This is a genomic window from Fretibacter rubidus (genome assembly GCF_041429785.1).
GTDB classification, from domain to species: Bacteria; Pseudomonadota; Alphaproteobacteria; order Caulobacterales; family Maricaulaceae; genus Fretibacter; species Fretibacter rubidus.
In genome coordinates this window covers 935,686-948,019 of sequence record NZ_CP163423.1, presented here as the reverse complement: position 1 = coordinate 948,019, position 12,334 = coordinate 935,686, and the positions used below count along the sequence as shown (strand labels likewise).

The following is a 12,334-nucleotide window of genomic DNA, read 5'->3' as shown; positions in this document are numbered from 1 at the left end:
GTCGGTCTTTAAGGTTCTCCGTCCCAACGACCGTCGAAATCTTTGGGGCGCATGAGCTTTTTATGCTTTGCCGTGCGGCCAGATACGCGTTTACGCCAAAGACGGAATGAGCCGGGTTTCAGATTGCCCTGCATAATCTTGATGACTTGCGGTTCTGAAATCCCCAGCCGCTCTTTGATCCAATCAAAGCTAGCGTCATCATCCCACGCATAATCGATGACCTCGCTTATTTGGGCGTCGGTCAGGGATTTTATGTCTTTAGGTTTTGGTTGTGTCATGGTCTATAAACGCACCAACTCTGCGCGCGGTTTCATAAAACTTGAACGCGCCCTAAACCGCGCGGCGGTAAAGCACCCCTGCCGCATTCACGCGGTGACCATGGCATATGGCAATGGCAAGCGCGTCTGACGCGTCGCCCGTCGTGACGCCGCATCCGGGCATCAGAACATTCATCATATGGGCAACTTGGGCCTTGTCGGCTGTGCCTGTACCGACCACTGACTTTTTAACAAGGCGCGGTGCATATTCACCAATGCCTAAGCCCGCCACGCTCGCCGCGAGTAAGCAGGCCGCGCGCGCATGGCCGAGTTTCAGCGCGCTGCCCGCATTGTCTTTCATAAAGGCCTCTTCAACCCCCGCCTCATGCGGTTGATAGGTCGTAATGATTTTTGATAGGTCATCAAAGAGGGTGTTGAGCCGCATCGGCAAGGCCGCCTTGCGGTCGGGGCGGATAACGCCGTGATCGATATGGCGCAATTTCGTGCCTTCAATATCCACCACGCCCCACCCGCAAGCGACAAGTGAGGGATCAATCCCTATAATGCGTACAGCGTTCATGAAGGAACACTAGGGGAACAAAAACCTCTTGCCAAGACAAAAGAGGTTAACGCCGATGTGCCTTAATTGCCGTTAACCGCCGCAATTAAGGCCTATAATCATCACAGTGTCGGCAAAACCCTGCCCCAGTCCTTGGCTACAAAGGCCTTATCACTAACGGACTGGAGACTATCATGACATCAATTTTAAAAGCAGCCCTAACGGCAGCCGTCATCACAGGGTTCAGCACAAGCGCCGTGGCCGGCACGCTAAGCGTGCCAGAGTTTGCGCAGGCGGATATGGAATTGTTTGAAGATGATCTTGTCTTGCCGTCCACCACGGCGAACTTTGACGCCAACACTCCGATCGCCCTTGTCCGTATTGACGGTGGCCGCATGATAACGACGCCCTATCAAGAGGCCGATGATTGGGCGACGCTGTCTGAAACACTGGCCCAACCCATACGCCACTTGTCGCCTGCCGCTTATCTTAGCGCCGCATCGGAAACACCCGTGGACGGTCAAGAGGCCGATAATACGCTTGATGTTATCCGTCTGGCGGCTGTTGATACGGGCTATAAATATGTCCTGATTTACGGCACAGGCAAAGACGCGCATTTCGCAAGCTTTGGCGGCAAATCACTCCGTAATACAGGCCTTGTTGTCCCTGTGGGCAGTCAAAGCTGGCAAGGCGGCGATGCCAAGGCCCTGCTGGTTGAGACCCATAGCGGCACCGTCATTGACGCCGTGACCACATGGGCGCCCGATATGGAAACGCTGACCCGTGATGTCGGGGAAATGATAGAGCGGCTCGGCGCGGCGCAAAGCACGGCTTAACGCTTTACGACAGCCCTATGCGCGCTATAGATGGGCGCGTGAGTATTGTTGGGACACAAGGCGCAAAGACGCTTTATAATATCCAAGCGCTGCGGGCGATCGCGGCGCTTTTGGTTGTGTTTGCGCATCTGCCAGGGATAGAGCTTAAACATAGCCCTGACCAAATCCTGCCCAGCATTGTTATGCTTGGTATTAGTGGCGTGGATTTATTCTTCGTCATTTCTGGTTTCATCATGGTTTACGTGACGTGGAATACGCCTCATAATATACGCAATGTCGGGCGGTTTTTATTCGCGCGCTTCACCCGTATCTACCCCGTCTATTGGTTGATAGCAGTATTGGTTTATATCGCGTGGCGATTACGACCAGAATTAATTAGTTTTGACCCTGACGCCACTAACCTTTGGCGGTCGTTCCTGCTCCTGCCCGACCAAACATACCCGATGTTAAAAGTGGCGTGGACGCTGATTCATGAGCTTTATTTTTATTTGATATTCGCGCTATGTCTGTGTCTACCCAAGCGGTTTTTAATGGTGGGATTAACAGTATGGGCAGCCGCTATCGTGCTGTTACAAAACTCAGGCTTTTGCCCACTATCCCCGACATGGCGATTGATGATTAACCCCATGGGATTGGAGTTTTACATGGGAGCGGTCATTGGATGGCTCTATATGCGCAGGGATGACGTTGGGCCGTTGGCGTGGCCGATACTCATTTTGGGTGTGCTCGCCTTTATGCTCGCACTTATCTATCAATCCAATATCGCAGTCGATCCCTTCCCAAATTATACACAACGCACGGTTCTTTTTGGTATCCCCAGCGCGCTTATCGTTTACGGGATTGTCAATGTCGAACGGCGCGGCGCAGAGGCCCCGCAATCACTTTCGACCATCGGGAATTGGTCATATGCGCTTTATCTTTCGCATGTGCTAACGCTTAGCGCGCTTGGCTATTTATGGGCAATGTTTGCAGGCGACCGCGCGTGGGACAACATCTTCATCCTGCCAATCATGGTGGTAATCAGCACCATGGTATCATCGGTTGTTTGGTACGGATTTGAAAAGCCGCTACTGCGGTATTTCGGCGGACTTCGCCAGCGCCTATTCGGCGCTGGCAGTTAATATATTTCTGCGCATAATTGGCGCAGGCACTTAATTAATTCAAAACTATTCAGCCGCCTCTTGCACATCAACGGGTGGTGTCCACCGTAGCACAGGATTACGCGCTGCCTGCGTTTCATCCAAACGCCGCATCGGTGCATAGACAGGCGCGTTTTTAAAGCTCTCGACCAGACCCGCTTTCGCGCGCAGGGCAAGGCTCCGCATCGAATTGATAAAGCGGTCAAGTTCTTGCTTGGACTCAGATTCTGTTGGCTCAATCAACATCGCCCCATGCACAACCAATGGGAAATACATCGTCATCGGGTGATAGCCTTCATCAATCATAGCTTTCGCAAAATCGAGCGTCTCGACACCTGTATCTTTTAAGAAACGGTCATCAAATAGCGCTTCATGCATACAGATACCACCAAACGCTGGTGTCATGACATCCGATAGGGAGGCCTGCACATAATTGGCGTTAAGCACCGCGTCCTCTGTCGCTTGCTTTAACCCATCAGAGCCGTGGCTCATCATATAGGTCAGCGCGCGGCTATACATGCCCATCTGTCCATGGAAAGCACACATGCGGCCAAAGCTGCCGTCTGTTGGATGCTCAATAAGACTGTAGCCGTCGTCGGTTTTCACCACATAAGGCACAGGCGCATGATCTTTTAACGCGTCAGACAAAACCGTCGGGCCTGAACCGGGGCCACCGCCGCCGTGGGGTGTCGAGAACGTCTTATGCAGGTTGATATGCATCGCATCGACGCCCAAATCACCAGGACGCACACGCCCAACCAACGCATTAAAGTTAGCCCCGTCACAGTAAAAATAACCGCCCGCCGCATGGATAAGGTCTGCGATTTCAATAATGTCAGTTTCAAATAATCCGCAGGTGTTAGGATTGGTCAGCATGATGCCCGCAATATCGCTGTCTTCGCCGAGACCGTCTAGCTTCACGCGCAGCGCGTCCATATCGACCCGTCCGCGCCCATTGGCGGGAATCTCGTCAACGGTAAAGCCGCATTGCACAGCCGTCGCTGGGTTGGTGCCGTGGGCGGATTCTGGCACAAGGACACGGCGCTTATGGGTCGCACCATCTGCATCCAAACGCGCGCGAATGGCCATCATCCCGCATAGCTCGCCGTGGGCACCCGCTTTGGGCGTTAGCGCAACAGCGGGCATATTACAGAGCGTCATCAACCAATGGGACAGCTCACTCATTAATTCCAGCGCGCCCTGCACAGTAGAGACAGGTTGCAACGGATGAATATCGGCAAAGCCAGGCATACGCGCGACTTTTTCATTCAGTCGCGGATTATGTTTCATCGTGCAAGAGCCCAACGGATAAACACCCAAATCAATCGCGTAATTCTTTTGGCTAAGGCGCACATAATGGCGCATGGTTTCAGGCTCACTGAGGCCCGGCAGACCAATCTCGCCTTTGCGCGCGTGTGTCCCTAGGCGCGATTTTGTTGTGCCTTTCGGCTCTGGCAGGTCCACACCTGTGGTCACCAAATCACCCGTCTCAAAAATCAATTGTGTCGCTTGGTTTAACGCTTGGCTGCCCGAAACAGTGATACGGTCATTAAGGTTTGCTGCAACAGGCGCCGTTGGCCGTCCTTGGTTATTCATGCTCATGACAACACCTCCGAAAGTGCACTCTCAAACGCTGCAATATCCTCATCACTTGCCGTCTCGGTCGCGCAGACCAGCAGCAAGTCTTTATGCTCCCCATCCGTGAGGCGCGAGACAGGCACACCGCCCAATACGCCTTTATCAGCCAGCGCTTGAACAACGCCTTCTGCGTCTTTGGGCAAGCGCAGGGTAAATTCATTAAAGAAAGTGTCGTTAATTAACTCCACGCCTTTGATAGTCGACAAACGGTCGGCGAGGTCACAGGCTTTTTCGTGGTTGAGGGCCGCGAGACGTGTCAGCCCCGCTTCGCCGAGTAGGCTCAGATGTACTGTGAAAGCAAGGCAGCAAAGACCAGAGTTCGTGCAGATATTAGAGGTCGCTTTTTCGCGGCGGATGTGTTGTTCGCGCGTGGAGAGGGTTAGCACAAAGCCGCGCTTCCCTTCGGCGTCAATTGTTTCGCCGCAGACGCGGCCCGGCATTTGCCGCACGAGTTTTTTCGTGCACGCAAATAGCCCAACATGCGGACCGCCAAAGTTAAGGCCAACACCTAGCCCTTGGCCTTCGCCAACGACAATATCCGCGCCCTGTTCACCGGGCGGCGTAATGGCGGCCAGCGCAACGGGTTCAGTAAACACGGCAATTAACAGTGCTTTGTGTGCATGGGCTTTTTCCGCAATCGGGGCCAAATCGATAATCTCGCCAAAAACATTGGGTGATTGCACCACCACACAGGCCGTGTCGTCATCGATATGGTTGATGACATTATCATCACGGCCCGGCCCTGTATCCCGTTCATCAATTTTGATGCTGAGCGTAGACGCCAAGGTCTGTGTCGCAGCCGCGTAATGCGGGTGCAAACCAGGAGCGAGGACGGCTTTGGATTTCTTACCCCGCGCGACACGGTGGGCCATAACCACGGCTTCGGCACACGCCGTAGAGCCGTCATACATAGACGCATTGGCGACTTCCATGCCCGTCAAAAGCGCGACTTGCGTTTGAAATTCAAACAATGTCTGAAGCGTCCCTTGGGAAATCTCTGGCTGGTAAGGCGTATAGGCGGTGAGGAATTCAGACCTCTGGATGAGGTGATCCACAGTCGCCGGGATATGGTGCTTATAGGCCCCAGCCCCACAGAAAAACGGCACAGATGACGCGCTGACAGACTTGGCCGATAGGCGCGACATATGCCGTTCCACCGCCTGTTCAGACTGGTGTTTGGGTAGATCAATCAGCCCTCTAAGACGCGCGCTTTCGGGCACGTCAACGAATAAATCATCAATCGTGTTCACGCCGACAACCGATAGCATCTGCGCGCGGTCTTGGTCACTTAAAGGGAGGTAACGCATTTATTCGTCCTTCTGATTTTCTTTTCTTCTCGCATTTTCAACGAGATATTCGACAACAAGCGCACTTGTGTCTGCACGACTCAATTTAATGTCCCGAAACCGCCAGCGGTTTCGGCTTTCCGCTATTTTCTGTCGCACGGACAGAAAATTGAAACGCTATAAGCCATCGCAATACGTCTTATACGCGTCCGCGTTCATCAATCCGTCAAGCTCGTCTTTATCAGCGACTTTGATTTTCATAAACCAACCCGCGCCAGATGGGTCTTCATTGACTTTGGCGGGCTCGTCTTCCAGCGCGCCGTTGACCTCTGTCACTTCGCCCGCAATCGGTGCGTAAACTTCTGATGCGGCTTTGACCAATTCGACCACAGCGGCTTCGTCGCCTTTATCAAACTCTGCCCCAACGTCTGGCAATTCGACAAAGACAACATCACCGAGTGCTTTGGCGGCATAGGCGGAAATGCCAATCGTCCCAATATCCCCGTCAACGGATACCCATTCATGGTCTTCTGTAAAATATACGCTCATGGCCTTAACCCCTGTAATATTGATGCGGCGCGAAAGGCATTTTCACGACGCTGGCTGGGCGGGCTTTCCCCCGCACGATGAGTTGCACGGGTGTCCCCGCCTTTGAAAATTTACGCGACACATAGCCCATGGCAACAGGGCCGCCCACTGTGGGTCCGAAACCGCCACTAGTAATTTCGCCAATGGTCTTGCCGTCCATATCTTGAATTTCAGTATGTTCACGGGCGGGCGCACGGCCTTCGGGCAAAATCCCAACGAGCTTACGCTTGGGCTTATTTTTAATTGTCTCTTCCACCGCCTTCGCGCCCAAGTAATCTCCACCCTCTCGGCGGTGCTTTTGAATGGACCAGATTAGGCCCGCCTCAATCGGGTTTGTCGTGGTGTCGATATCGTGTCCGTATAGACACAGACCAGCCTCCATACGCAGGCTATCGCGCGCGCCAAGGCCGATAATTTCGACATCGTCATAGGTCATCAAATGCTCAACAAGGCGGATCATATCGTCATGCTTAGCCGATATTTCATAGCCGTCTTCACCCGTATAGCCACTGCGCGAAATATGGGCGTAAAGCGGCTCGTCCAGCGTGCCCGCAAGCTGCAGATCTGTATGGGTCATAAAGACCAAATCTTCGACAGCCTCATTGAGGCATCCCAGCACATCAGAGGCGCGCGGGCCTTGCAAGGCAATCAGCGACAGCGTGTCGTCTTTGATCGACAAATTCACGCCTTTGGGCAGATGTTTTTTGATGTGCTTATAATCGGCCACCTTACAGCCCGCATTGACGACCAGATAAAGTTGATGCGTGTGTCCCTTTAGGCCCAGCCGAGAAATCATCAAATCATCTAAAATACCGCCGTCTTTATTCAGAAGCTGCGAGTAACGCTGTTGCCCAGGTTCCAAATCTTGGATACTGGCAGGGACAAGTTTTTCCAGCGCTTTGGCGGCGGTTTCAAACGTCCCGTCATCGGCGGCAATAAAACATTGCCCCATATGGGAGACATCAAATAGGCCCGCCTTTTCGCGCGTATGCAAATGTTCGCCCATCACACCCATGGGATATTGAACAGGCATATCATAGCCCGCAAATTCAACCATTTTCGCACCGCTATCGACGTGAAACTGGTGCAGGGCTGTCTTTTTTAACTGTGTCATAACGTGGCCGAACTCACGGACTAAATCCGTGTAAGAGCCTACCCGCTGTCCTTTTAGACCTGAGAGATTCATCGCGTGATTTATCGCAAATCGCGCGATTTACTCCGTCGGCGGGGCTTTTCACTATACAGCCCGCTTTCCAGCGTTTTACATCCAAGCGGTCCTCGGTACCTGAGAGTTTCCGGCGGCGGTTGCTCCTTCGGCGGTCCTAACGTTTGTTTGCAAACGCAAGAACGCTCTCCCGCTTGGAAGAGATAATCTGATATGCGGGATTCTACATTGCGAGTCAATTCAATCGCTACCCGAAATGTTAAGACTTCTGTGCAAAAGATGGTGCTTACAAGAGTGATATTAAGGGGACAGCATGTCAGGTAAATCACAAGAAGAAATCGCGTTTGAATTGGTCTCAAAGCTCAAAGGTATGGGCGTTTGGGGCGAGAAAAACATGCCCGATATTTTGGATATGTACGCTGAATGCCTAGACGCCTGTAAAGGCAAGCGCCCCTATATTCCAGGCCGCGCCGTAATGGACCCCGCCCAACGCGCACAACTTGACGCCCAAGCGGCCCAAGCGAGAGCACAGCAACAGGCCCGCGCACAACAGGCCCAGCCACAAGCACCTCAGGCTCAGCCACAGCCACAGCAAGCTCAGCCACAAGTCCAGCAACCGCAAGCGCAGCAGCGCATCATGCCAACGCAGGTGCAAAGCGCGGGTTAGGTTCAATCTGTCCTGAAAGACTGCGTCTCGCCTGAAATTCACGACTTGGATTCCGGGCACTTTTCAAGAGCAGCGGAATGACAGGGGTCGGTGATTACAATTAATCCCTTAGACACGTCATTCCGACGTGGACGCAGTCCACCCGGAACCCATGTCATTCAAGATCAGTCAAATACCTTATTAAACTGTCGCGCCTTACCCGCGCCTACATCCGTTCTGGCGCGTCTATGCCGAGTAAGGTGAGGCCCATTTCCAACTGCGCCAGCGTCAAGGCGGCCAGTGACAGACGCGAACCACGCACATCATCGCTGACGTCATCAACCATAATCGGGCAGTCGGAATAAAAGCGCGAGAAACTTTGCGCGACGCGGTAGATATGGTCGCAGAGGATATGCGGCGCATATTTTTCCGCTGATTGCGTCACCGCGCGGCCAAAGGCGTCCAGCGCCATAACCAACTGCTGCTCTGCAGGCTCTATGACTGTGATGTCGCCTTGACTTGCGCCTTCTTCATCCGCGCGGCGCAGAATAGATTTAATCCGCACGACAGCATATAACAGGTAAGGGCCAGTCTTGCCTTCAAAGGCGGTAAACCGTTCCGGGTCAAACACGTAATTTGTCATGCGTTGGTTCTGCAAATCTGCAAATTTCAAAGCCGCGAGGCCAACTTTACGGGCGATTTCTGTGCGCTCAGAGGGCTCAAAATCAGCACCAATGCCTGACTCGGACAAGCGCTTGGCCGCTGCTTCGTTCATAATCTCGAGCAAATCCTCCAGCCGCAGCACGCCGCCTTCGCGGGTCTTAAACGGCTTGCCGTCTTTGCCGTTCATGGTCCCGAACCCTGCATGGAACAGCTGGTCACGGTCATACCATCCCGCTTTCACGGCGGCGCGAAAGACCTGTTCAAAATGCAGTGCTTGGCGTTGGTCTACGACATAGACAATCAAGCCCGGATCAGGGTCAGATTTACGGTCAACAAGTGTTGCCAAATCGGTCGTGTGATAAAGCACCGCACCAGAACTGGCGAGGAGCATGACAGGCGGAACATCTTTCTTCTCACCCTCTTCTTCGACACGAATGATAAGCGCGCCGCCGTCTTCCTCTGTGATGCCTTGGGCTTTCAGACCGTCAATCATATCAGGGATGAGCGGGTCAACGCAGGCCTCGCCTTTCCATAGGTCAAATTCGACACCTAGATTGCCGTAACCGACTTTCAACGCAGCCACGGATACATTAATGAAATGCTCAAGCAGCGCGCGGTACCCAGCCCGTCCGGCCTGTAATTCCGCCGTCGCAACGCGAGATTTTTCCATCCGGTCGGGGTCGGATTTTGCGGCATTGCTGGCCTTTGGATAAAGTCGCGCGAGGTCATCCATAGTGACCGGGCTGTCGCTTGGGTAATTGTCCGTTTTGTCCGCATCGAAATAGGGCAAGTCTGGCTGCTCAATCGAAAGCTCTGAAATCAAATGACCCATTTGTAGGCCCCAATCACCCATATGAACATCACCAATAACCGTGTGGCCTTGGGCGCGCAGGATACGTTTTATCGCCTCGCCAATGACAGCAGAACGCAAATGGCCGACATGCATAGGCTTGGCGACATTGGCCCCACCGTAATCTATCACGATAGTCTTGGGCGTCTCTTGGGGGATGCCGCCACTCGGGCTGGCCTTAAGTTCCGATGCGCGAGTGGAGAGAGCGTCCAGCGTGGGGTGAAGATTGATAAAACCCGGTCCGGCAATATCGAGGCGGTCTATCGCAGGATGGTCTTTTAAGATGTCCACGGCCTGCCCCGCAATGTCACGCGGATTGACTTTCTCGCCGCGTTTTTTGGCAATACCTGCCGCCGCCATAGCACCGTTACATTGAAACGGGGCCATATCGGGGCGATCGGATTCGCGTGTGCCCGCAATGGCGGCGGGGTACCCCAAAGCCTCAAAGGCCGCTTCTGTGGCGGCATTTAATGTGTGCAAAATTGACGGCATGTTCGTGCCCTAGTTTTGACCGACAGAGACGCGGAATCGCTTGCCTTCGGCGTTAAAGGCGCGTTGCTGCGGCGTGACAACAAAGCCGACGATAAGCTCGAAGTTTTCGCCCGATGTACCCTCATCCGCGCGGGGGATTTCGTAATTTGCTACGGTTTCGGTCACGCGCACGCGGTCTTCGCCGGCCGGGAATGTCACCGTCAGCGGGAACACTTGCTTATTCATCACCGCAATATTTTTACGCGTTGCAGCGACAAAGTACTCATATGTGGCGGTCGAGCCATTGGCCGATGGGCCGCGGCCAAAATCAAAAGTCACTTCAATATCGCCCGTAATGGGTCGTTCGCCGTAGTAACGGCAAAGCGAGCGTACCCCCGCAATCTCGCCCGTGAAGCCAACATTTTGAAACGTCTCTTGCGGGGCCATAAATTCAACAATACGCGCGGCGTCATAAAGCGCAAAAGCGCGCGGACATGGGCCAGGGTTACGCTCTGCCGCTTCACCAATGGAGAGCGCCTCTTGCGTGGTGCGGCAGCCCGTAAGAGCGACAGCACTGACAAGGACGAGACCCATAATGGCTTTAGGGCCAATTTTAAACATATTGCGCATTATATAATCCTCACGACGTGACAATTGTGCCGTCATAGTGGCTGGCGCAAAGCGCCTGTCTTTGCTAGGTCTTATCGGGTTATGACGCGCCCCGCAATACGCCCGCCGCGCATGAGGAGAATTTAATGAGCGTGAAAACAGTCGATATAGCCCCGACCACAGATGACAACGCCCCGCGCACTACCAAAACTGTGCTTTTGGCGGCCCCGCGCGGTTTTTGTGCAGGTGTTGACCGCGCCATATTGATTGTCGAAGAATCGCTTAAAAAATTCGGCGCCCCTGTCTATGTGCGTCATGAAATTGTCCATAACCGCCATGTGGTGAACCGCCTGCGCGGTCTGGGGGCTGTCTTTGTCGAAGAACTGGACGAATGTCCTGACGACCGTCCTGTAGTGTTTTCCGCCCACGGCGTACCTAAATCCGTGCCCAAGGCCGCAGAGGCGCGCGATATGACCGTGCTGGACGCGACGTGTCCGCTGGTCTCCAAAGTCCATATCGAGGCCGAGCGGCATTACGCCAAGGGCCACCATATTTTTATGATCGGCCACACAGGCCACCCCGAGGTCATCGGCACTATGGGGCAGTTGCCAGAGGGCGCGATTACACTGGTCGAGACCGAGGATGAAGCCCGCACGATTATGCCGCCTAATCCTGATAATTTGGCGCTGGTCACGCAAACAACGCTGTCTGTGGATGATACGCAAGGCATCATCGACATCCTAAAGGGTCGTTTTCCGACCATTGCCCTGCCCTATAAAGAAGATATTTGTTACGCCACAACAAACCGCCAGATGGCTGTCAAAGCGATTGCAGATGAATGCGATTTATTGCTCGTCATTGGCTCTGTAACCTCGTCAAATTCCAAGCGGCTCGTCGAGGTGGGCGACAAGGGAGGCGCAGATAACGCTATGCTCATCTCTAGTGCGGATAGCATCAATTGGGACATGATAGAAGCCGCAGACACAATTGGCCTATCGGCGGGGGCCAGCGCGCCTGAATATCTCACCGATGGTGTTTTGGCGGCACTCCGATCACGCTATGACATCACCGTCAAAGAGGTCGAAGTCACCAAAGAAAAAGTCATTTTCCGCCTGCCAAAGCTTCTACGCGAATAGTGTCAAAACAGCTGATTATCTATACGGACGGTGCGTGTTCTGGCAATCCTGGCCCAGGCGGTTGGGGCGTGTTGATGCAATTTGGTGATGTTGAGAAAACGCTGCACGGCGGGGAGCCAGACACCACCAATAACCGCATGGAACTTATGGCCGCGATTAAAGCGCTAGAGGCCGTCAAACCCACTTACAAAGGCACCATAACCCTGTGGACCGATAGCACCTATGTGCTCAAAGGCATCACAGAATGGATACATGGGTGGAAGAAACGCGGCTGGAAAAACGCTGCGAAAAAAGCCGTGAAAAACGCCGATCTCTGGCGCGAACTTGACGCCCTTAACGCGACCCGAAACGTCGATTGGAAATGGGTCAAAGGCCACGCCGGCGTCGACGGCAATGAACGCGCGGATGAATTGGCCAGAATGGGGATTCCAACTCGGGATGAGGATGAGGATGAATGTGAGGATTAAAACATCTTACCACGCTAAAACAGA

The 12,334-nt window shown here is 53.6% G+C and carries 13 protein-coding genes and 1 riboswitch; of the genes, 5 read left to right on the top strand and 8 right to left on the bottom strand.

Annotated features, from left to right (window positions below; genetic code table 11):
- Positions 1-8 precede the first annotated feature (8 nt).
- A complete protein-coding gene (locus AB6B37_RS04485) occupies positions 9-278 on the bottom strand; it encodes a TIGR03643 family protein (protein WP_371397703.1) in 270 nt (89 codons plus the stop codon).
- Between the two features lie 52 nt (positions 279-330).
- Complete coding sequence (ruvC, locus tag AB6B37_RS04480) at positions 331-837, bottom strand: crossover junction endodeoxyribonuclease RuvC (protein ID WP_371397702.1); 507 nt, start codon at positions 835-837, stop codon at positions 331-333.
- 173 nt (positions 838-1,010) lie between these two features.
- Between ruvC and AB6B37_RS04475 the strand changes: the two genes are divergently transcribed.
- Positions 1,011-1,652 carry a hypothetical protein gene (locus AB6B37_RS04475; RefSeq protein ID WP_371397701.1) on the top strand — a complete coding sequence of 214 codons (642 nt, stop codon included), beginning with the start codon at positions 1,011-1,013 and terminating at the stop codon, positions 1,650-1,652.
- A gap of 17 nt (positions 1,653-1,669) precedes the next feature.
- A complete protein-coding gene (locus AB6B37_RS04470) occupies positions 1,670-2,773 on the top strand; it encodes an acyltransferase family protein (protein ID WP_371397700.1) in 1,104 nt (367 codons plus the stop codon).
- Between the two features lie 45 nt (positions 2,774-2,818).
- On the opposite strand, the gene gcvPB is transcribed toward AB6B37_RS04470, so the two are convergent.
- From gcvPB to gcvT, 4 genes are all read right to left on the bottom strand, one after another.
- On the bottom strand, positions 2,819-4,393 hold the full coding sequence (gcvPB, locus tag AB6B37_RS04465; RefSeq protein WP_371397699.1) for an aminomethyl-transferring glycine dehydrogenase subunit GcvPB: 1,575 nt from the start codon (positions 4,391-4,393) through the stop codon (positions 2,819-2,821).
- Positions 4,390-5,736 (bottom strand): aminomethyl-transferring glycine dehydrogenase subunit GcvPA, encoded by a 1,347-nt coding sequence (gene gcvPA, locus AB6B37_RS04460; RefSeq protein WP_371397698.1) that lies wholly within the window; start codon positions 5,734-5,736, stop codon positions 4,390-4,392. Before gcvPA ends, gcvPB begins: the two co-directional genes overlap by 4 nt.
- Positions 5,737-5,892: 156 nt before the next feature.
- Positions 5,893-6,264 carry a glycine cleavage system protein GcvH gene (gcvH, locus tag AB6B37_RS04455; RefSeq protein WP_371397697.1) on the bottom strand — a complete coding sequence of 124 codons (372 nt, stop codon included), beginning with the start codon at positions 6,262-6,264 and terminating at the stop codon, positions 5,893-5,895.
- 4 nt (positions 6,265-6,268) lie between these two features.
- On the bottom strand, positions 6,269-7,417 hold the full coding sequence (gene gcvT, locus AB6B37_RS04450; RefSeq protein WP_371397696.1) for a glycine cleavage system aminomethyltransferase GcvT: 1,149 nt from the start codon (positions 7,415-7,417) through the stop codon (positions 6,269-6,271).
- Positions 7,418-7,452: 35 nt separating this feature from the next.
- Positions 7,453-7,570, bottom strand: a riboswitch (glycine riboswitch).
- 211 nt (positions 7,571-7,781) lie between these two features.
- Here gcvT and AB6B37_RS04445 point away from each other — a divergent pair.
- Positions 7,782-8,135, top strand: a complete 354-nt coding sequence (locus tag AB6B37_RS04445; RefSeq protein WP_371397695.1) for a hypothetical protein — start codon at positions 7,782-7,784, stop codon at positions 8,133-8,135.
- Positions 8,136-8,340: 205 nt separating this feature from the next.
- Here the strand turns inward: AB6B37_RS04445 and argS are convergent, their stop codons facing one another.
- Together argS and AB6B37_RS04435 are read right to left on the bottom strand one after the other, a co-directional pair.
- Positions 8,341-10,119, bottom strand: coding sequence for an arginine--tRNA ligase (gene argS / locus AB6B37_RS04440; RefSeq protein WP_371397694.1), 1,779 nt, complete (start codon positions 10,117-10,119; stop codon positions 8,341-8,343).
- A 9-nt stretch (positions 10,120-10,128) separates the two neighbouring features.
- Positions 10,129-10,728: a hypothetical protein gene (locus AB6B37_RS04435; protein ID WP_371397693.1), complete on the bottom strand. Its 600-nt coding sequence runs from the start codon at positions 10,726-10,728 to the stop codon at positions 10,129-10,131.
- Positions 10,729-10,853: 125 nt separating this feature from the next.
- On the opposite strand from AB6B37_RS04435, the gene ispH reads away from it, so the two are divergent.
- Both ispH and rnhA read left to right on the top strand, forming a co-directional pair.
- Entirely contained in the window at positions 10,854-11,843 is a 990-nt protein-coding gene (gene ispH, locus AB6B37_RS04430; protein WP_371397692.1) for a 4-hydroxy-3-methylbut-2-enyl diphosphate reductase, read from the top strand.
- Positions 11,843-12,310: a ribonuclease HI gene (gene rnhA, locus AB6B37_RS04425; protein ID WP_371397691.1), complete on the top strand. Its 468-nt coding sequence runs from the start codon at positions 11,843-11,845 to the stop codon at positions 12,308-12,310. Before ispH ends, rnhA begins: the two co-directional genes overlap by 1 nt.
- Positions 12,311-12,334: the final 24 nt, after the last annotated feature.

What these genes read in the sequence shown, in the direction of transcription:
- gcvT (WP_371397696.1), bottom strand. Translation starts at nt 7,417, where the DNA reads ATGACACAGTTAAAAAAGACAGCCCTGCACCAGTTTCACGTCGATAGC.
- ruvC (WP_371397702.1), bottom strand. Translation starts at nt 837, where the DNA reads ATGAACGCTGTACGCATTATAGGGATTGATCCCTCACTTGTCGCTTGC.
- gcvPB (WP_371397699.1), bottom strand. Translation starts at nt 4,393, where the DNA reads ATGAGCATGAATAACCAAGGACGGCCAACGGCGCCTGTTGCAGCAAAC.
- AB6B37_RS04485 (WP_371397703.1), bottom strand. Translation starts at nt 278, where the DNA reads ATGACACAACCAAAACCTAAAGACATAAAATCCCTGACCGACGCCCAA.
- AB6B37_RS04445 (WP_371397695.1), top strand. Translation starts at nt 7,782, where the DNA reads ATGTCAGGTAAATCACAAGAAGAAATCGCGTTTGAATTGGTCTCAAAG.
- ispH (WP_371397692.1), top strand. Translation starts at nt 10,854, where the DNA reads ATGAGCGTGAAAACAGTCGATATAGCCCCGACCACAGATGACAACGCC.
- gcvH (WP_371397697.1), bottom strand. Translation starts at nt 6,264, where the DNA reads ATGAGCGTATATTTTACAGAAGACCATGAATGGGTATCCGTTGACGGG.
- argS (WP_371397694.1), bottom strand. Translation starts at nt 10,119, where the DNA reads ATGCCGTCAATTTTGCACACATTAAATGCCGCCACAGAAGCGGCCTTT.
- AB6B37_RS04475 (WP_371397701.1), top strand. Translation starts at nt 1,011, where the DNA reads ATGACATCAATTTTAAAAGCAGCCCTAACGGCAGCCGTCATCACAGGG.
- AB6B37_RS04435 (WP_371397693.1), bottom strand. Translation starts at nt 10,728, where the DNA reads ATGCGCAATATGTTTAAAATTGGCCCTAAAGCCATTATGGGTCTCGTC.
- gcvPA (WP_371397698.1), bottom strand. Translation starts at nt 5,736, where the DNA reads ATGCGTTACCTCCCTTTAAGTGACCAAGACCGCGCGCAGATGCTATCG.
- AB6B37_RS04470 (WP_371397700.1), top strand. Translation starts at nt 1,670, where the DNA reads ATGCGCGCTATAGATGGGCGCGTGAGTATTGTTGGGACACAAGGCGCA.